Origin of the sequence: Acinetobacter sp. (assembly GCF_045628685.1) — a bacterium.
Classification (GTDB): Bacteria; Pseudomonadota; Gammaproteobacteria; order Pseudomonadales; family Moraxellaceae; genus Acinetobacter.
In genome coordinates, this window is sequence record NZ_JAZQPV010000054.1 from 1 (window position 1) to 18292 (window position 18292).

General features: G+C 40.4%; 20 protein-coding genes and 1 pseudogene. 15 read left to right on the forward strand and 6 right to left on the reverse strand.

The features are described from left to right. The 7 genes and pseudogenes from ACKI4H_RS07060 to rplS form a co-directional block, all read left to right on the forward strand. Positions 1-1042 (forward strand): annotated as a pseudogene (locus ACKI4H_RS07060) (pilus assembly protein PilY); the annotation flags it as partial. 89 nt (positions 1043-1131) lie between these two features. Then, a complete protein-coding gene (locus tag ACKI4H_RS07065) occupies positions 1132-1590 on the forward strand; it encodes a type IV pilin protein (RefSeq protein WP_407304862.1) in 459 nt (152 codons plus the stop codon). Next, entirely contained in the window at positions 1590-2090 is a 501-nt protein-coding gene (locus ACKI4H_RS07070) for a type IV pilin protein (protein WP_407304747.1), read from the forward strand. The genes ACKI4H_RS07065 and ACKI4H_RS07070 overlap by 1 nt, the downstream gene beginning before the upstream one ends. 145 nt (positions 2091-2235) lie before the next feature. Further along, positions 2236-2496, forward strand: coding sequence for a 30S ribosomal protein S16 (gene rpsP, locus ACKI4H_RS07075; protein WP_067868778.1), 261 nt, complete (start codon positions 2236-2238; stop codon positions 2494-2496). A gap of 29 nt (positions 2497-2525) precedes the next feature. Beyond that, entirely contained in the window at positions 2526-3074 is a 549-nt protein-coding gene (gene rimM, locus ACKI4H_RS07080; protein ID WP_407304748.1) for a ribosome maturation factor RimM, read from the forward strand. Positions 3075-3116: 42 nt separating this feature from the next. Further along, complete coding sequence (trmD, locus tag ACKI4H_RS07085; protein ID WP_407304749.1) at positions 3117-3857, forward strand: tRNA (guanosine(37)-N1)-methyltransferase TrmD; 741 nt, start codon at positions 3117-3119, stop codon at positions 3855-3857. Between the two features lie 149 nt (positions 3858-4006). Next, on the forward strand, positions 4007-4381 hold the full coding sequence (rplS, locus tag ACKI4H_RS07090; protein WP_086194172.1) for a 50S ribosomal protein L19: 375 nt from the start codon (positions 4007-4009) through the stop codon (positions 4379-4381). A 68-nt stretch (positions 4382-4449) separates the two neighbouring features. Here the strand turns inward: rplS and ACKI4H_RS07095 are convergent, their stop codons facing one another. The 3 genes from ACKI4H_RS07095 to ACKI4H_RS07105 all read right to left on the reverse strand — a co-directional run bounded on the left by ACKI4H_RS07095 (position 4450) and on the right by ACKI4H_RS07105 (position 7723). Beyond that, a complete protein-coding gene (locus tag ACKI4H_RS07095; protein ID WP_407304750.1) occupies positions 4450-5415 on the reverse strand; it encodes an esterase/lipase family protein in 966 nt (321 codons plus the stop codon). Positions 5416-5598: 183 nt separating this feature from the next. Continuing rightward, entirely contained in the window at positions 5599-6579 is a 981-nt protein-coding gene (locus tag ACKI4H_RS07100; RefSeq protein WP_407304751.1) for a lipase family alpha/beta hydrolase, read from the reverse strand. Positions 6580-6694: 115 nt separating this feature from the next. Beyond that, the gene (locus ACKI4H_RS07105) at positions 6695-7723 is read right to left on the reverse strand and encodes a lipase secretion chaperone (protein WP_407304752.1); all 1029 of its coding nucleotides are present in this window, start codon (positions 7721-7723) and stop codon (positions 6695-6697) included. Between the two features lie 150 nt (positions 7724-7873). Between ACKI4H_RS07105 and truB the strand changes: the two genes are divergently transcribed. The 3 genes from truB (at position 7874) to ACKI4H_RS07120 (ending at position 10179) form a co-directional block, all read left to right on the forward strand. Further along, complete coding sequence (gene truB / locus ACKI4H_RS07110; protein WP_407304753.1) at positions 7874-8779, forward strand: tRNA pseudouridine(55) synthase TruB; 906 nt, start codon at positions 7874-7876, stop codon at positions 8777-8779. A 29-nt stretch (positions 8780-8808) separates the two neighbouring features. After that, positions 8809-9579 (forward strand): sulfite exporter TauE/SafE family protein, encoded by a 771-nt coding sequence (locus tag ACKI4H_RS07115; protein WP_407304754.1) that lies wholly within the window; start codon positions 8809-8811, stop codon positions 9577-9579. Positions 9580-9714: 135 nt separating this feature from the next. Next, on the forward strand, positions 9715-10179 hold the full coding sequence (locus ACKI4H_RS07120) for a hemerythrin domain-containing protein (protein WP_407304755.1): 465 nt from the start codon (positions 9715-9717) through the stop codon (positions 10177-10179). A gap of 69 nt (positions 10180-10248) precedes the next feature. Here the strand turns inward: ACKI4H_RS07120 and ACKI4H_RS07125 are convergent, their stop codons facing one another. The 3 genes from ACKI4H_RS07125 to serA all read right to left on the reverse strand — a co-directional run bounded on the left by ACKI4H_RS07125 (position 10249) and on the right by serA (position 13826). Further along, on the reverse strand, positions 10249-11124 hold the full coding sequence (locus ACKI4H_RS07125) for an EamA family transporter (RefSeq protein ID WP_407304756.1): 876 nt from the start codon (positions 11122-11124) through the stop codon (positions 10249-10251). Between the two features lie 178 nt (positions 11125-11302). Next, positions 11303-12184: an EamA family transporter gene (locus ACKI4H_RS07130; protein ID WP_407304757.1), complete on the reverse strand. Its 882-nt coding sequence runs from the start codon at positions 12182-12184 to the stop codon at positions 11303-11305. Between the two features lie 409 nt (positions 12185-12593). Then, positions 12594-13826 (reverse strand): phosphoglycerate dehydrogenase, encoded by a 1233-nt coding sequence (serA, locus tag ACKI4H_RS07135; protein WP_407304759.1) that lies wholly within the window; start codon positions 13824-13826, stop codon positions 12594-12596. Between the two features lie 356 nt (positions 13827-14182). Here serA and ACKI4H_RS07140 point away from each other — a divergent pair, with 356 nt between their 5' ends. The 5 genes from ACKI4H_RS07140 (at position 14183) to ACKI4H_RS07160 (ending at position 18110) form a co-directional block, all read left to right on the forward strand. Next, positions 14183-15592: an FAD-binding oxidoreductase gene (locus tag ACKI4H_RS07140; RefSeq protein ID WP_407304760.1), complete on the forward strand. Its 1410-nt coding sequence runs from the start codon at positions 14183-14185 to the stop codon at positions 15590-15592. A 142-nt stretch (positions 15593-15734) separates the two neighbouring features. Further along, positions 15735-16238, forward strand: a complete 504-nt coding sequence (locus tag ACKI4H_RS07145) for a hypothetical protein (protein ID WP_407304761.1) — start codon at positions 15735-15737, stop codon at positions 16236-16238. A 120-nt stretch (positions 16239-16358) separates the two neighbouring features. Then, a complete protein-coding gene (locus tag ACKI4H_RS07150) occupies positions 16359-16736 on the forward strand; it encodes a hypothetical protein (RefSeq protein WP_407304763.1) in 378 nt (125 codons plus the stop codon). 95 nt (positions 16737-16831) lie between these two features. Beyond that, positions 16832-17215: an AbiH family protein gene (locus ACKI4H_RS07155; protein ID WP_407304764.1), complete on the forward strand. Its 384-nt coding sequence runs from the start codon at positions 16832-16834 to the stop codon at positions 17213-17215. A 151-nt stretch (positions 17216-17366) separates the two neighbouring features. After that, positions 17367-18110, forward strand: coding sequence for an AbiH family protein (locus tag ACKI4H_RS07160; protein WP_407304766.1), 744 nt, complete (start codon positions 17367-17369; stop codon positions 18108-18110). Positions 18111-18292: the final 182 nt, after the last annotated feature.

Consider the following 18292-nt stretch of genomic DNA (forward strand, 5'->3'; position numbering starts at 1 on the left):
CAGTGCAATTGACCGTAATGCCGATGGTTTGATTGATCATCTATATTTTGGTGATTTGGGCGGTCAAGTTTTCCGTGCAGATTTAAATAATACAGTAGGCACAACCACAACGAATTTTGGAAAGCGCGTGGTACGTTTGGCAAACTTGGCAACAACTTCAACTGGGGCAGCATTAACCAACGGTAAAAATCCACGTTTCTATGAAGCGCCAACCGTGACGATTCATGACCAAGGTGCAACGACCTTTATGTTGATTGGTATTGCAGCAGGTAACCGTAGTACACCATTAGATGTCTATCCTATTATTGGTCGTGATGGTATGTCACCATCAACCGCACTAAATGATCGTCTGGTCAATAATGTATACGGTATTATCGATCGTGACTTTATCAAAAGAAATCTGTTTACTGAGGCAAATAATTCAGATGGAACAGCTTTCGCTTTGTCGACTGAAAACATTGATTTAAGCACTTTGCAAAAAGACCCTCAAACCTTGTCAGGTAATATTCCAAGTCTGTTTATCGGAACCTCCACAACAATCAAAAATGGTTGGTATCGTTCACTCTCCAGTAACAGTGCAGGAACCGAGAGAGCAGATAATAGTTTCCGTATAACCGGCGGTATGAAAGCATTTGAAGAGCCAATTGCATTAACGGGTAATCTGATTGTTCCTGTTTATGACCCGCAAGGGACAGGGATTGCACCCCAGAATCCATGTTTGCCACGTGTGGTCGGCGAAACCAACCGTCAACGTTATTGCTTGCCATTTGGTGTCTGTTTGAATTCAGATGGCTCAAAAAATAATAGTGATGAAGATGATACTGGCTTTAAGACCAAAACCATAGGCTGCCCAGCTGGTGTAACTGAATGTAATGATAATACCCTTGGTGCTGGTATTGTGGGGATTACACCTGCCCCAATAACGGAACCGACAGATGGTTCATGTCCTGATTTTACGATCGCGGGTAATGAAAAAGGGACTGGAAAATGGCAATGTATTCCAACCATTAATCCAACGCGGTGGTATGAACGATGGAAATAATAATTAAACAACAAATTTGTGTAATTTCTCCTATAACTTGTAGAAGTCATAGGAGAGGGGCTGTGCGAGGATTCACCTTAATTGAATTAATGATCGTGGTCGTAATTATCGCGATCCTTGCGGCAATCGCTATACCAAGTTATCAAGAATATGCACGACGCTCGAATGCATCTATGGCACAACAGGAAATGCAAAAAATTGCCGAGCAATTGGAGCGCCATAAAGCAAAGAATTTTACTTATCGAGACTTTGATCCAAACTACCTATATGGTCAAACTGGGGCAATGACTTCAGTGACATTACCGAGAGGAGCGATAGGCTCAGCAATTAAGTATACGATTACTATTCGAGATGCAGAAGAACCCACGAAATTGTTAACTGATACCACTATTAGAGCACGTGGTTGGGCAATGCAAGCCGTCACTACAGATAGGGGGAACTATAATTTATTAATGACAAGTGCAGGATTGCGTTGTAAGAATAAGTCTTCAAATTTAGTAACTTATATAAATTGTGGAACTCCATCTACTGGAAGTGAGGAATGGTAATGAAAAAATATACCTCAAGCATTCAAGCAAAGCTCTATTTTGCTAATCCTCGCTCAGGTTTTACACTGATAGAATTAATGATTGTTGTTGCGATCATTGGTATTTTAGCGGCAATCGCCTATCCAGCCTATGGACAATATAAAGTTCGAGTTAATCGGACAGATGCTCAAGCAGAAATGATGCAAGTAGCGCATCGTTTAACGAATTTTAAAATGGCGAATCAGACTTTTACAGGTCGAACTGCTACAAATACTTATGGGGCGACAACAATACCAAGAACTCAACCTTTGTACGATATCGTATTAACAGATGTAGATGGTCTTGAATTAACAAATGCGAGCGCAAAAGTACGCACATGGCGACTTGTTGCCACGCCCAAGACAGGTACATCACAAGCAGGAGATGGCATTATTTGTCTAAACGATCAAGGTCAAAAATTTTGGGCTAAAGCGGCAACTGCCTGTGTACTGTCAACCACCTCAAACTGGGACGGTCGCTAAGATAAATTCAAACTTGTGGATAACCTAAAATTTGATCTTTCTTTCACAACAAATATAACGTAAAATATTGCCCTCTATGAAAGGGGTTTGAAATGCTGCCGATGGTCGGCACAGGGATAATCCGTAAAAACTATAAGGTTGTATCATGGTCGTAATTCGTCTAGCACGCGGTGGTGCTAAAAAACGTCCGTTCTATCAAGTTATTGTAACTGATAGCCGCAATGCGCGTGACGGTCGTTTCATCGAACGTATTGGTTTCTTTAACCCTACAGCTCAAGGTCAAGCAGAAAAACTTCGTTTAGATGCTGACCGTTTTGCTCATTGGGTTGCTCAAGGCGCTCAACCGTCTGAACGTGTTGCTTCTTTAGCTGCTCAAGCTAAGAAAGCTGCTGCAGCTACTGCATAATTTATTGCGAATTAAGTAGTAGGTAACCCATGACACCAACACAGAATGTTCCCGAAGATCGTATTCAGATTGGACAGCTACGTTCAGCATATGGATTAAATGGGTGGCTTTGGGTCTATTCCAATACAGAACCCATGAGCAACATCTTTGACTATCTTCCCTGGTACATTGAGACCAAAGAAGGTTGGCAAACAATAGATGTAAAACGCTGGAAACCGCATGGTAAAGGCCTGGTTGTTTCGCTAAAAGGTGTGAGCGATCGCACTGCAGCGGATAGCCTGGTTGGCACAAATGTCTGGATTTCAAAATCGCAACTTCCGAAAGCAGGAATGGATGAGTTTTACTGGACAGATTTGAAAGGCTTAACAGTGTTAGGTTTGGATGATACTGAACAAGAAGTAAATCTCGGTAAAATCCATGAATTGTTTGAGACCGGTGCCAATGATGTGATGGTGGTTCACGCAACACCAGACAGCGTTGATGCTGAAGAGCGCATGATTCCATGGCATAAAGATGTGGTGCAGCGCGTTGATCTTGAAGCTGGTCGTATCTACGTTAATTGGGGCGTAGATTATTAATCCTTTAAGGATGAACGCAGCAGGAAAATAGAGGAGTCTGCGATGTTTTTTGCAGTCATTACGCTTTTTCCTGAAATGTTTGAAGCGATTACAGCCTACGGTATTAGCGGGCGTGCGGCAAAACGTGAAATAGTACAAGTTACTTGTATTAATCCACGCGATTTTGCAACGGGCAACTACAAAAGGGTGGATGAACGTCCATTTGGTGGAGGTCCGGGTATGGTGATGATGGCTGAGCCTTTGTCTCAGGCAATTCAGCATGCCAAAGAGCTTGCAGTGCAAGCGGGTTGTGTTCAGGTTCCTGTGGTGTATATGTCGCCACAAGGAAAAACCTTAAATGAACCAGCAGTACAGCAGTTTGTTAAATATGATGGATTGATTGTGCTGTGTGGTCGTTATGAAGGTGTCGATGAACGTTTGATCCAGCAATATGTTGATCAGGAATGGTCCATTGGTGATTATGTTCTGTCGGGTGGGGAACTTCCTGCGATGGTTTTATTGGATAGTATTATCCGGAGACTTCCGGGTGCAATGTCAGATGAACAATCAGCCATACAAGACTCATTTGTGGATGGTCTTTTAGACTGCCCGCAATATACCAAGCCAGACCAGTTTGAAGGTTTGGATGTGCCTGAGGTGTTAAAGTCTGGGCATCATGCAAACATTGAAAAATGGCGGTTTTTGCAGCGCTATCAACGAACCCTCGATCGCAGGCCTGAGCTTGTTGAGAAAGTTGAGTTGACCAAGCAGCAAAAAAAATGGCTAAAAGATTCGAATACTTAAAGTCGACTTTAAGTATTTTTAAACAGGCTCTTTATCGACCGAAGTGAAGACTAAGGTGGTAAAGGGAAAGATAAACGGGTCGATATGCGCTTTAGCCTCTGTCCCCAGCGGTAACAGGCCTCTTCTGTCCGCACATTGGAGATTCCCACATGAGTGGTAAACATCCTTTAGTTCAAATTATTGAAAACGCTCAATTGCGTACTGATCTTCCTGCATTTGCACCAGGTGATACAGTAGTTGTATCTGTAAAAGTTAAAGAGGGCGACCGTGAGCGTCTTCAGGCTTTTGAAGGTGTTGTAATTGCGATTAAAAACCGTGGCTTAAACTCTGCGTTTACAGTACGTAAAATTTCTAGCGGTGTTGGTGTTGAGCGTGTATTCCAAACTCACTCTCCAATTGTAGCTAAAGTTGAAGTTAAACGTCGTGGTGACGTTCGTCGTGCTAAACTTTACTACCTACGTGAATTGTCTGGTAAAGCTGCACGTATTCGTGAAAAATTACCAGCTCGTAAAGTTAAAGCTTAATTTTAAGTTTTATCTCGAGTTAAAAAATGCGCCTTTAGGCGCATTTTTTATGTTTGAATCTTTTTTGTTTATAAACCTTGCAGTTTTAGACGGTTGGCATGTTGACGATAGACATCCACCGGATCAGGTGCAAACAGTGATTTCAGACCGAGTACCTGATTCACTTCATCTAAATGATTCCAGTTATAGTCATCACGGATGGTTTTACCAAACTTGGCACTGCAACGAGATACGAGGCCATCATTTTCTTTACCATTATTGATCAGTAAACTGGTAATTTTTAAAGCACCGTCAGGATCCAGTAAATTGGTCACTGTACCTACACCGGTAAAAGAATAGTTAAAAATTCCTTTATCTTCGAATTTGCCTTCACCACAGGCCGTGAGTGGTATACCAATCGGATATTGGGCATTAAATAATGCCGAGCCTGCCGCGGTTAAACTTTTTCCACCTGCAAATGAATCATGCGGGAAGCTTTTTGGATCCAGCCCTTGCGCCCAAGTAATGGCTTTGGAAATCAAATTGATTGCGCCCACGAGAGGATTTTCAAGAGCTGTACCTTCAGCAGATAAAATTAAATCTGCAACAGGAGAGCCTTTGTTTGGCGCACCGACTGCGGTCAATGAGGCCACATGCTCAGGATCAATGTTTGCAACATAACGGATGGTTGGACCACCATGAGAATGGCCTATTAGATTCACTTTTGTAGCACCGGTCAAAGCACGGATTTCTTCAACTTGCTGTAACAGTTGCTCACCACGAATTTCGGTTGAATTAAATGGGGAAACACGTGTCGCCCAAACATTGGCGCCATTACGTGCCAAGTCTGGTAGAATTTGATACCAGTAATCGAGGCCAAACTTGTCAGTACCTACAGTGATAAAACCTGCCATCCCATGACTGAACACAATCGGGTATTTGGTTTTTGCATAGCTTGATGTTGCTTTAGCTGTCACTTGTGATGTGTTGGATGCCTGAGCAGTATTAAAGAGTGCAGCTGTCATTAAGCTGGCAATTAATAATCCATATTTCATAGAAATTCCTCATTTTTTATTTTGTTGATGCTTTTAATTGTAGACAATTTCCATTGTCATCATGATTATTCAACAGCGAAGAATGAAATAATGAGAAGTACTCGATCAAAGTAGATTATTGATGTAACAAATGTTTGGAATGTTAAAATTCATAAGAGAATGCATCTCTTATGAATATAATTGTTATAAACCTTGTAATTTTAAACGGTTGGCATGTTGACGGTAAATTGAAACTGGATCAGGTGCCAAGAAAGCAGTTAAGCCAAAGAACTGGTTAATTGCATCCAGATGATTCCAGTTATAGTTGTCACGAATAGTTTTACCGTATTTCGCGCTACAACGACCGACAAGTCCATCATTATCGCCTTTAGGATCGGTCAGCTTTGCAGTAATACCCAACAGCATGTCAGGGTCAAGTGGATTGGTGACCGTACCTGTACCGGAGAATGAATAAAAAGAAATCCCTTTTTCAGTTGCAGGACCTTCGCCACAGGTTGTCTTTGGCATACCCAGTGGATAGCGTTTTTGGAAGTCAGTTGAGCCGGCCACACTTAAACTCTTACCCGCACCCAATGAGTCATGCGGGAAGGAATTTGGATCAAGCCCTTGTGCCCATACCAACATTTTAGAAGCAAAGTTGACCACACTGACTAAAGGACCTTCTAGGGTCGTACCTTCAGCTGCAATAATATAATCCGCAACCTTAGAGCCTTTGAGCGGGCTCGAAACGGCAGTTGATGAAGCTACCTTTGTGGGTACAATATTGGAAACATAGGCAATACTATGCCCACCATGGCTATGTCCCAATAAATTGACTTTTTTTGCGCCAGTCAGCGCTAAAATCTCATCCACTTGTTGTAATAGCTGCTCACCACGAACTTCGGAGCTATTAAAGGGGGTGACACGCGTTGCCCAAACATTTGCGCCGTTACGTGCCAAATCGGGCAATATTTGATACCAATAATCGATACCGAGTTCATCGGTTCCTGCACGAATCCATCCGCCCATACCATGTGCAAATACCAGAGGATATTTGGTTTTTGCATAACTGGATGCCACTTTGCCCGTGATCTGTGAAGCCTGACCTGCGGATACCATTTGAGGTAATGTAATTGCCGTGCTCGCTAATATTGTGCACATGAGTGCATTTGAGTTCCATTTCATTGTATTTATCTCGCTTTTTTATTTTTAAACCGCTATTGAGTATTCTCCAACTTTTTATTCATAGCAGTTGCATAAATCAGATAATCAATCCAATCATCTGATGGCTACATTGCGATTACTCGCCATATGGTAATTTTCCTCCCTGATCATGAACGGATTCAAAAGTTCCTACCCGGAGTTGTTCTTCTGGTTTACTAAAATGCTGTGTCCTTAATTGTTGAACAGCTTTTTGCTTGGCCTCATCACTCATGCCGCTTTTTATAATATTGTCACGTTCTTTCAGATAGTCATCGACCTGGTTTTTCCAGTCACGGCGTTGTCCATCTAAGCTTTCTAAACGCTGTGTGGCCTCAGGACCGACCAGATTCATCCGCATTTGATGAATTTCTTCTGCTGAACCACCGCGTGCTTTAATGTCTGCGGTCAGTTTGCGCAAGTCTTCAAGTTTATTGAGCTGCTCTAGATTTTCTTTCCAGTCCTGGGGTAATTGATTAAACAGGTCTTTTAATTTTTGTGCTTTTTGCGCTTCAGTTAAGCTTTTGTCATCCATCACCGTCATGCGGCTTAAGGTATATTCATGGTAAATATCTTCAGTACCGAATAAGCCTTCAATTTCGTAATCCGAGAAAAGTTGTTTGCGCAAATTTTTCATATTGGCAAAGATGCTTTGATAATATTTCGGATCTTCTTTATCAATATTGGGTGCCTGCAAATCACCCAGTTTTTCACGGTAATCGATATAGCGGTTCCACAAATCTAGAATTTGTGCGCGGGCAGGCTCTTTATAGGCTTGCTGGATATAAGCCTTAAAATCATGTTTGATCTGCTGGATATCTTTTTCCCCATACTGGGTAATGAAATATTCAAAACAGTTGCGTGTTTGCTCATTCACAATTAAACGGTTGGCACCATTAAGGCGCAACTGACAGTTCACTTCAGTGTCCTGTTGGCTTTTACTCATAAAAGCCCCGCCTTGAACTAAGCTTGCTGGCGTATTTTCGGCTAAGATGTTTCCTTGAGGATGAGCAGTTTGTGCGGTAGGTGTTTTTTCTGCACTCGATTGCGAGGGGGCCAGCCAAAATAATAGCGCACCAATCCCCACAAGAATAAGCGCCAAAATAATCCATAACTTATATTTCTGCATTTCCTATGCAACCTTGTTGTTTTGTTTTTATAAGTTTAAAAATAGGACTTAAATTTGCCATTAAAGACGTAAATGCAACGTGGATAAGTTGTAAAGAATGGTGAGCGGTTGTTAACATGTCACCCGTTTCAACTTGCTTGATCTTTCGCTATGAAAAAGACTTCACCTAAGATTCAACGCCGGCACATTAGCGGTGTATTTTTACTGAATAAGCCTTTGGGAATTAGTTCTAATGCAGCCTTACAAAGAGTGCGTGGCTTATATCGGGCACAAAAAGGGGGACATACCGGTGCTTTAGACCCTTTAGCATCCGGATTATTGCCAATCTGTTTAGGTGAGGCGACTAAATTTTCCCACTATTTATTAGATTCGACCAAGCGTTATCAAACGACCATCCATTTAGGTCATAGCACAACGACAGGTGATGTCGAAGGTGAAGTATTGTTGCAACAAGCTGTTCCTGTGCTGACTAAAGAAAATATTGGGCAGGTTTTGGTACGCTTTTTAGGCGAGATTCAGCAAGTTCCACCGATGTATTCCGCTTTGAAAAAGGAAGGACGCCCATTATATGAATTGGCGCGTCAAGGCATTGAGATTGAACGTGAAGCACGCCCCATTACCATTGAAGCGATTGAATTATTGTCCTTTACTGAAAATAGCCTGACTTTAGATATTACCTGTTCTAAAGGGACTTATATTCGGGTACTGGGTGAAGATATTGCCAAAGCACTCGGTACTTTTGGACATCTGACTTATCTGCACCGGATTAAAACCGGTCAGTTTGACCTGATTCCAAGCTATACCATTGAGTATTTGGAGAGCTTAACTGAATTGCAGCGTGAAGCATTATTACTCCCAGTATTTGCACCAGTCGAGCATTTCCCGAGGGTTCAGATTCCTGAAGGGCGTGCAGAATATTTCGGGCATGGTATGGAAAGCAATATTGAACATGAAGCAGTCGCAGAAGTGTTGGTGTTTGACGGTGATAAATGTTTAGGCTTGGCTGAAATTACCGATAAAAAGCGTTTGGTACCGAAACGTGTATTAAATCTCTAACCCTTATTTCAAGGTAGATCAAAAGCCATATGGACATCGATATCATCATTAGCCTGCTGTTTTTTGCCTTCTTTGCCGGTGCAATTGATGCGGCAGTTGGTGGTGGAGGTCTGATTCAGATTCCGGCCTTGATGAATACTTTTCCACATATGGGTACAGCCACTCTATTTGGCACCAATAAAATGGCATCGATTTGTGGTACGGCCTCAGCAGCATGGTCGTATTTACATCGGGTTAAAATTGTCTGGAAGTTACTGGTGGTGATTGGCGTGGCTGCCTTTATCAGCTCTTTTGCCGGGGCTGCTTGTGTAACCCTGATTCCTCAAGCAGTACTCAGACCTTTTGTGCTCTTTATGCTGATCGTGATTGCTGCTTATACCTTTATGAAGAAGCAGTTCGGTCAAGTACATTTTCAGCAAAGTATGACCAGAAAAACCTTAATTCTGGCCGCTATTGGTGGGTTGGTCATTGGATTTTATGATGGTATTTTTGGACCCGGTACCGGTAGTTTCTTTATTTTTTATTTTATCCGCTATTTAAAAGTTGATTTTTTACATGCGTCTGCCTTATCTAAGATTGGCAATTTTATGACCAATTTTGCAGCCTTAAGTTTCTTTATTCCCACCGGTCATGTGCTGTTTAGTTTGGGTTTGATGATGGCGGTTGCTAATGTTGCAGGTTCACTGGTCGGGGTGAAAATGGCCCTAAAATACGGGAGTAGCTTTATCAGGATCCTCTTTTTAATCTTGGTTTCTGTTTTGATTTTACGCTTAAGTTATCAGATTTTTTTTGTAAGTTAATAAAAACATTCACAAAAATTAACAGTTTTTTCGAATCTTCTGGCATAAGAATAAGATATCTACAAAGGGGTAATTCGCCTTTTTATGTAAATTTTGTCGCGATCATATAGCCAATAGCCAGAGGTCATTAAAATAATGAATATATTTGAAGCATTACGTGAAAGTCATGAAATCCAACGTGATCTGTCAGAAAAATTACTGCAAACTTCTGGGGATAGTCCAGAACGCCATGCGTTGTTTAAACAACTAAAGAATGAATTATTTGCCCATGAAGCGGCTGAAGACCGTTATTTTTATATTCCGCTCATGATGACAGATTCTGGGCTGAATATTACCCGTCATGCCTTGGCAGAACATCATGAAATGGATGAGATGATTGAAGAACTGAGTGAAACTGATTTCAGCAATCCTGGCTGGATCGCAATAGCCAAAAAGCTTTCTGATAAGGTGCATCATCATCTGAAAGAGGAAGAGCACAGTTTTTTTCAGCAGGCCGGAAAAATTCTGGGAGAGGAGCAGAAAACAGCTTTAGCCGTGCAGTACAAGAATGAATATCAGCGTTATAAAGATATGAAAAAAGATATGCTGGTACAAAGTTAAAATTTAAATTCGAGATTGCATGATAAAAAAGATGGCATTATTGCCATCTTTTTTATGCTGAACTACTGATTATTCAGGGTGAAGCTCTTTATTTTTACTGGCTCTAAATGTCACACCCACCGAAGCAATCATGATGCAAAGTAAGGCAATACTCTGTAGAACTGTGATCTGTTCTTTGAGCAAGAACCAGCCGGCTAAAGCACCGAGGGCCGGAGATAGACTGGATAGTGTGCCATAACTGAGTTTGCTTAACTGCTTCAGTGCCATCAGGTCTAAAGCATATGGAATCGCGGTTGCAAGCAGGGCAATGACCAGGGCCTGTCCCCAATATTGGGTCTGAATGAGTGCGGTAGGATTATGCACTGCACTGATTGGTAACATCACCATGGCGGACAGCATAATGGCAATACTCAGCGCATGCATGCCAATATTTTGCCGCACTACACGTTGCCCGAAATAAATATAAATCGCCCAGCAGATACCGGCACCTAAAGCGAAGGCTGCTCCTAAATAAGAAAAGTTGCCGGCTGAGGTATCTTGCCATGGCACCATCAGCGCAACGCCTAAAATAGCCAGACAGACCCAAAGATAATCCGTTCTTTGTTTAATCGAAAGCAGTGCCAGCGTCAGTGGTCCCAGAAATTCCAAACCGACTGCAATCCCTTGCGGCAACTTGCCTAAAGATGCATAAAACAACACATTCATTAAACAGACCGAGCCACTATAAAACAGCAAGTCTTTCCACTTTAAATACGGTAAGCGTTTAATGATTTTCCAAGAGCGGAACATCAGCACAATTAAAATGGAGGCAAAGGAGAGGCGTAAAGTCACCACGGTGAGTGGGTCAAGTACTTCAAACAGTTGCTTGGCAAATGAGGCACTGATCTGATATGCCACCATGGATAAAACCATGAACAGGACAGCAGTAAGTTGTGAATTAGGCATGCGACACGCAGGATCACCGAGTCAGGTGAATCCACTGGAAAAGATGGCGCCAGTATAGCAATTCTGTTTAATTTTTGAGGGATTGAACGGTCTTAAGCGCTTTAAATTTAAAACTTTAAATTTAAAAAATCAGCGCGTAAATTTAGTCTAATTAATTTGAATTTAAATGAGGTATTTTCTAATTATCTTTAGCCTTGTTCTTGGCTTGTTGTGTGGTATAGGTACAGCCAATGGATGCGGCAATAATGGTCGCAAGTGCTAACCATTGATTCCATAACAACTGCTCGCCTAAAAATATAAACCCTGATAATGCTGCAATCGCAGGTTCCATACTCATTAAAGTACCGAAACTGAGTGCGGTTAAATTACGTAGTGCAATCATTTCCAGAGTAAAAGGCAGGGCACTGGCAAGTACAGCCAAGACAACAAAATAAATTAAATGGGAAGGTTCAAAAACGTTAGGTGACATTCCTGATAATAGGGCGATTGGCATCAAGCACAGCATGCCGATAAACATGCCCAAGCACACAGTATGATTACCTGAAATACCGGAAGGTTTTTGTCCGGCAATGATATATAGCGCCCAGCAAGCCCCTGCACCCAAGGCAAAAGCAATCCCGATTAAATCCAGGCTTTGTGAAACCTGATCAAAGGGAAACAATAGAATTAAACCCAGAATAGCTAGTCCCACCCAGACAAAATCAAATTTTTGTCGTGCGTAATACAGCGCGACGCTGAGTGGACCAATGAATTCAAAAGAAACGGCAATGCCGAGGGGAAGGCGATTAATGGACAGGTAAAACATGGCATTCATACCAGCAAGCGCAATGCCATAACTGATAATGGCTTTCCATTTCACCTGTTTAAAATTGATTTGCCAAATTTTAAAAATAAATGCCAAGATTACAGCGCCAAGTAACAGACGCATAGCAGCAACGGTCAGAATGGGAAATTGACCGAACAGGATTTTGGCAAGCGAACCACTACTCTGCACGCTGATCATTGCAATCAGCAATAACAGCAGTGCCTGAACATGGGGCGTATTTTTAAAATTCAACATGCACTAAATTTGTTTCAATTTCTCGAATAGCGGGAGAGAAGCAAAGGCTTAATAAATATTTCCGAATATGAGTGAAATAATAGAGGAACGACGGTATTTTAGCATTGAGATGCTTATTTCATCTTTAGCTTATTGTTACTTTGGTTTTGTCCGGAGAAGCATTGCTTCGTAAGACCAAAGCCACCTTACGAACATTTGAAACATGTTTAAAATGTTCTCATCGCAGAACTCGACAGATTGAGATATTTAAATAAATTGTTCGCAGAAACATTCATTATTTAATCTCGGTCTGCCTCGAACAGCTGAGAAGGGCGAAATCGCGGAACCGATATCTTTTACATTCAAATTGCGGAATTTAAAAAAATAAAAAACCACAGCACGAATGCTGTGGTTTTTTTAAAATCTTAAATTAGAACAATACGCGAACTCGGATGGTACCTTCAACTTCCTGAAGTGTATCCAGCGCTTCTTTAGAAGCAGTTGCGTCAACGTCCATGACCAAGTAACCAACGTCACCTTTAGTCATCAATGATTGACCAGAGATGTTGATGCCGTGTTCAGCAAACAGGTTGTTGATTTTAGAAAGAACGCCAGGAATGTTTTTGTGAATGTGAAGTAAACGGTGTTTACCTTCAGTCAACGGCAATGCGATTTCCGGGAAGTTCACAGCAGATAAAGTCATACCTTTATCTGAGTAAGCCACAAATTTCTCTGCAACTTCTAAACCGATGTTCGCTTGTGCTTCCATAGTCGAACCACCCACGTGAGGAGTCAAAATCACGTTGTCCAAGCCACGAAGTGGAGAAACAAATTCTTCACCGTTGGCTTTAGGTTCTTTAGGGAATACGTCAATTGCAGCACCTGCAATGTGACCCGATTTAATTGCATCAGCCAAATCTTCAATAAGCACACATGTACCACGTGCAGCATTGATGAAGATCGAACCTTCTTTCATTTGCGCAAATTGGTCTTTGCCAAAGAAGTTACGTGTTGATGGAACGTCTGGAACATGTAGAGATACAACGTCAGCGTTTGCAAGTAACTCGGCAAGAGAACCGACTTGACGTGCATTACCCATAGGAAGCTTAGTTACTGCATCGTAATAAATAACGTGCATGCCCATGCTTTCAGCAAGCACTGAAAGTTGAGAACCGATTGAGCCGTAACCCACGATACCTAAAGTTTTACCACGAGTCTCAAACGAACCTACTGCAGATTTGTTCCAGCCACCACGGTGAGTAGAAGCAGATTTCGCAGGAACACCACGAAGCAAAAGAATGGCTTCAGCAAGGACAAGTTCAGCAACTGAACGGGTATTTGAATACGGTGCGTTAAATACTGGAATACCACGAATCATCGCAGCATCAAGATTAACCTGATTGGTACCGATACAAAAACAGCCAACAGCGATCAGCTTGTTGGCTGCTTCAAATACTTCTTCAGTCAGTTGAGTACGTGAACGAATACCGATGAAGTGAGCATCTTTAACCGCTTCTTTCAACGCTTCACCCTCAAGCGCAGTTTTACGGTAATCGATGTTGGTATATCCAGCAGCATTTAATGTGTCGATTGCGTTTTGGTGAACGCCTTCCAACAACAAGAAACGAATTTTATCTTTAGGTAGAGAAAGATGTTGGCTCATTACGGCTCCGCTACAAAGGCCAAATTTAGTCGCGATATGATAACATACGAGAACGGTCTATATACATTTCCTTTATGACGCAGAGGATAGGTATTTTTCTCATACATACTGCCGTACATTACAGATTTTGGTCTAACTAAGGCTGTAATATTTAAGGCGAGATTGTCAAAATACTTATTTCCGCAGGGTTTCAGTGGGAAATGCCTTATAATGCTGCGCAGTGAAAACCACCACAGCCATGCTGCTGGTTTTGTGTTCACGGTCAGTCTAAGACACCATTGCATTGTTATCTTTTTACAAATGAATGATCTATAGGCCATCCACCACTTGTATATTTCTTGCTAGGTCTGCAAACGATGAATGCTCCAGTCGCTTTAACACCTGAGTTATTAAACCAATTGACAGCCATTGTCGGTGAAAACCGCATTAAAACTGATGCGGATAGCCTTCAAAATTGGGGTCGAGATCACACGAAACATTTCGATCCAAATCCATCGATCATTGTTTTTCCATCTAGCACGGAACAAGTGCAACAGATTGTTAAACTGGCGAATCAATTTAATGTTGCGATTACCCCATCTGGCGGTCGTACCGGTTTATCTGCCGGTGCTGTTGCATCGAACGGTGAAATTGTCGTTAGCATGGAAAAGATGAACCAGATTCTTGAGTTCTTCCCTGCAGACCGTATGGTACGTGTACAAGCAGGTGTAGTGACTGAACAATTGCAGAATTATGCTGAAGAACAAGGTATGTATTACCCGGTCGATTTTGCATCTTCAGGTTCTTCACAAATTGGCGGCAACATTGGTACCAATGCAGGCGGTATTAAAGTTATTAAATACGGTATGACACGTAACTGGGTACTGGGTTTAACGGTTGTGACCGGTAAAGGTGACATCCTGCGCCTGAACAAAGGCATGATTAAAAATGCGACCGGTTATGCGTTACATCATTTATTTATTGGCGGTGAAGGAACTTTAGGTTTGGTGACTGAAGCGGAAATAAAGCTTGAGCGTCAACCACATGATTTACAAGTGATGGTACTGGGTGTACCTGACTTTGATGCAATCATGCCGGTACTGCATGCATTCCAGAAGAAAATTGATTTAACTGCATTCGAATTCTTTGGTGAATTGGCCATGCAGAAAGTACTGGATAATGGTCATGTGCAACGTCCATTTGAAACGGCTTGTCCTTTCTATGTATTGCTTGAATTTGAAGCACCATTTGAACCAATCATGGATGCTGCGATGGAAATCTTCGAGCATTGCATGGAGCAGGGTTGGGTGCTTGATGGCGTGATGAGCCAAAACCTGGACCAAGTGCATAGCTTATGGCGTTTGCGTGAAGATATCTCTGAATCAATCGCGCCGTTTACACCATACAAAAATGACATTTCAGTGCTCATTACTCACGTTCCTGCATTTATTAAAGAAATTGATGCGATTGTGGAAGCGAATTACCCTGACTTTGAAATTTGCTGGTTCGGTCATATCGGTGACGGTAACTTGCACTTGAACATCTTGAAACCTGCTGACCTAAGTAAAGATGAATTCTTTGCCAAATGTCAGGTGGTGAATAAATACGTGTTCGAAACCGTGAAAAAATATGATGGTTCGATTTCTGCGGAACACGGTGTGGGTATGACCAAAAAGCCATATCTTGACTACACCCGTTCTGAAGAAGAAATTGGCTACATGAAAGCCTTGAAACAGGTATTCGATCCAAACGGTATTATGAACCCGGGTAAATTATTCGATTTATAGTCCTTGATCGAATTTAATGCCAGAAAGGCACATTGAAAAATGTGCCTTTTTTATGATTTTAAAAAATTAATAATAAATTCAAAATATTATAAGATATTGTATGATTACTAAAAAAATAATCATATATTTTTATGAGGGGTTTATGAGTTTACAACAATGTCCAGATTGTTTAAAAGAATATAGTTTAAGAGCGCCATCCTGTATTCATTGCGGTGCACCAAACGAGCATTTTCAAGCAGTTGCACAGCCTGTAGCCGCAGAAAAAGATGATGATAATTCGGTATTGGGATGGATTCTTGCCATTATTGTTGGTGTGGGTACGGTTCTAGCGATGGTACCCGATTTACGAGTTGAAGTTTTGAGGATGTTTGACCCCAATACTGATGTGGTCACTGAAAATGAAATGCGTTCATGTGATTCAAAAGGGGCGAAAAATCAAATGAAATCGGCTTTTGACCAAAGCCAATATGCCATGACCCTGAATTTAAAAGCGGTCACAGTTCAAAGCACAACTTTAGAAACTGAATCAGGTAATGTATTGACCTGCCAAGCAGAAATGATGCTGAATAATAGTGAAACGGTACATTATATTTTTAACTTTACCGAGCAAGGCGATCAATACTTAATTAGTGGCCGTCCATCGTAAATAAATTATAATCTAAGCTTTATACGGTGTTATACCGATGACTACATAACTGTTATCGAGTAAGAAAAAAAGGCATGGCATCATAGATGTAGTGCCTTTTTTTATGGGGGAAATTTCTTAATGTTACGTCTACTCTCTGCCTCAGTCATTTGTTTAGGATTAATGTCGGGCTGTGCTACGACACAAAAATTAGCCTCTAAAGTGAATATTGGTTCATCCGATACGCCATTGCAACAAGTCTTAAAGGCCCGTCCTGATTTGCGTAAAAATTCGGCAACGGTCGAGATTCGTCAATACTTTAACAGTGCCGAGTCGCCTACTGCTGCACAGGTAAAAGTAACCGAAACTGGTTTAAAAGATGATTCGGTACGTTCGATTCGTACCACGTACAGTTTTAAAAATGTAGATGGTGACTGGAAGAAAACAGGTACGCAAACGGAGTATCAATGTATGCGCAATAAAAACAAGAAGTCTTTCCAAAAAGCAAAATGTTCTTAATGAATATTTGATTTGTAATTGAAAATTAGGCTGTAAAGCCTCATAAAAAGCGTATCAATTGATGCGCTTTTTTTACGTTTGGGGGAATAAGAACAATGAATATTTTGATTGTCGGCAACGGTTTCGATTTGTCGCATTACTTGCCGACTAAATATGATCATTTTATGGTGGCGATGCAAGCTATTGAGAATTGGGATGAGTCAAAAGCGGAGATGGGATTTGATGATCTTTTTGGATCGCTGTATCAAAAAGAAGATTATTTTTTCGGTTATACCAAAGCAATGTATAAGACTGAGGAAATAAAAATTTCAATTGAACAGATTAAAGAATTAAAAAATCAATTAATAGAAAATGTTTGGTATCAATATTTTTTGGATCACTTAAGAATGGTTGATACATGGATTGATTTTGAAAATCAGATAAAAAAAGCTACTCCGATTAGTAGCAAATGTTGGGCAAGAATTAGAGAAAATTTATAATACACATGAAAGAATAGATCAAACAATATATGGACTATATGTAGAAAGTATAGCTGGAAGAAATTATAGATGTGGTAGTAATTCAAGTAATGCATTAAAAAAATTAGAAATTATTGTTGAACAGGAAGATGCATTCGGAAATCCTGAACTGATGTTTCCCGAAGCATACTATAGAAATAATGATAAAAACTTAGATATTAATATAAGCTTAATATTTTCAAAATTAGAGAAATCACTTAGAAAGTTTATAGAAATTTTTAATTGGTATTTAGTAAGTATTATTCAATCCTTACATTTAAAGAGTGAATTAATAAAAAATACTTTAGGAGTTTCTGATGAAAATATAAGAATTTATTCTTTTAACTATACGTCTACTTTTAAAAGGCTTTATCGTAAAGAAATGAAAATTGAATTTTTACATGGCCAATGCGGGAAAAGCCAAAATATCGTTCTGGGAATTTCAGACCTTAAAAATGATTTATTAAAAAAATATAAAAATTATGGTTTTACTAAATATCACCAAAAACTATTAAAAAATACAAATTATGTTTTTTTGAGAGAAGATAAACATTTAATAGATATTGTTGAGTCAAAAGGAATAGGGGCAACAGAAATTAATATTTTTATTTGGGGGCATTCTCTGGCAGATTCTGATGAAAATTATATTCAAGAAATTTTCTCATTTAATGAAACACGAAATGTAAAATTTATTTTGACTGTCTTTTATTATGGAAGTGATGATTTTAGTTTACTGAATAATTTACTTGATATTTTAGATAAAGAAAAAGTCGAAAAATGGATGAAAAAAGGTTGGCTTAAATTTGAGAAAAACCCTGATATTGCCAAACTTAATAATATTCAACCAATAGAATTACCAAAATTTGAAGAAGCCTAATTTCTCTCTTTTTATTGTCTCTGCTAAACTACACCTACTCAACCAAGTGGGTGTAGGTGTTTGAGACAAATATTTATCACGAAACACTTTTATCTTTTCAGACATCTTGTGAATACGGTATTTTAAGTCACTTATAACCAAGTGCATTTCCCAAACTTTAATTTAAACACTCAATGCTTGTC

Bases quoted from the DNA above. Each gene is read 5' to 3' on its own strand.
- rpsP (WP_067868778.1), top strand. From the start codon at position 2,236: ATGGTCGTAATTCGTCTAGCACGCGGTGGTGCTAAAAAACGTCCGTTC.
- ACKI4H_RS07100 (WP_407304751.1), bottom strand. From the start codon at position 6,579: ATGAAATGGAACTCAAATGCACTCATGTGCACAATATTAGCGAGCACG.
- ACKI4H_RS07120 (WP_407304755.1), top strand. From the start codon at position 9,715: ATGAATATATTTGAAGCATTACGTGAAAGTCATGAAATCCAACGTGAT.
- ACKI4H_RS07160 (WP_407304766.1), top strand. From the start codon at position 17,367: ATGTTTCCCGAAGCATACTATAGAAATAATGATAAAAACTTAGATATT.
- ACKI4H_RS07070 (WP_407304747.1), top strand. From the start codon at position 1,590: ATGAAAAAATATACCTCAAGCATTCAAGCAAAGCTCTATTTTGCTAAT.
- trmD (WP_407304749.1), top strand. From the start codon at position 3,117: ATGTTTTTTGCAGTCATTACGCTTTTTCCTGAAATGTTTGAAGCGATT.
- rplS (WP_086194172.1), top strand. From the start codon at position 4,007: ATGAGTGGTAAACATCCTTTAGTTCAAATTATTGAAAACGCTCAATTG.
- ACKI4H_RS07095 (WP_407304750.1), bottom strand. From the start codon at position 5,415: ATGAAATATGGATTATTAATTGCCAGCTTAATGACAGCTGCACTCTTT.
- rimM (WP_407304748.1), top strand. From the start codon at position 2,526: ATGACACCAACACAGAATGTTCCCGAAGATCGTATTCAGATTGGACAG.
- ACKI4H_RS07140 (WP_407304760.1), top strand. From the start codon at position 14,183: ATGAATGCTCCAGTCGCTTTAACACCTGAGTTATTAAACCAATTGACA.
- ACKI4H_RS07155 (WP_407304764.1), top strand. From the start codon at position 16,832: ATGAATATTTTGATTGTCGGCAACGGTTTCGATTTGTCGCATTACTTG.
- ACKI4H_RS07065 (WP_407304862.1), top strand. From the start codon at position 1,132: ATGATCGTGGTCGTAATTATCGCGATCCTTGCGGCAATCGCTATACCA.
- ACKI4H_RS07125 (WP_407304756.1), bottom strand. From the start codon at position 11,124: ATGCCTAATTCACAACTTACTGCTGTCCTGTTCATGGTTTTATCCATG.
- ACKI4H_RS07115 (WP_407304754.1), top strand. From the start codon at position 8,809: ATGGACATCGATATCATCATTAGCCTGCTGTTTTTTGCCTTCTTTGCC.
- ACKI4H_RS07145 (WP_407304761.1), top strand. From the start codon at position 15,735: ATGAGTTTACAACAATGTCCAGATTGTTTAAAAGAATATAGTTTAAGA.
- serA (WP_407304759.1), bottom strand. From the start codon at position 13,826: ATGAGCCAACATCTTTCTCTACCTAAAGATAAAATTCGTTTCTTGTTG.
- ACKI4H_RS07150 (WP_407304763.1), top strand. From the start codon at position 16,359: ATGTTACGTCTACTCTCTGCCTCAGTCATTTGTTTAGGATTAATGTCG.
- truB (WP_407304753.1), top strand. From the start codon at position 7,874: ATGAAAAAGACTTCACCTAAGATTCAACGCCGGCACATTAGCGGTGTA.
- ACKI4H_RS07130 (WP_407304757.1), bottom strand. From the start codon at position 12,184: ATGTTGAATTTTAAAAATACGCCCCATGTTCAGGCACTGCTGTTATTG.
- ACKI4H_RS07105 (WP_407304752.1), bottom strand. From the start codon at position 7,723: ATGCAGAAATATAAGTTATGGATTATTTTGGCGCTTATTCTTGTGGGG.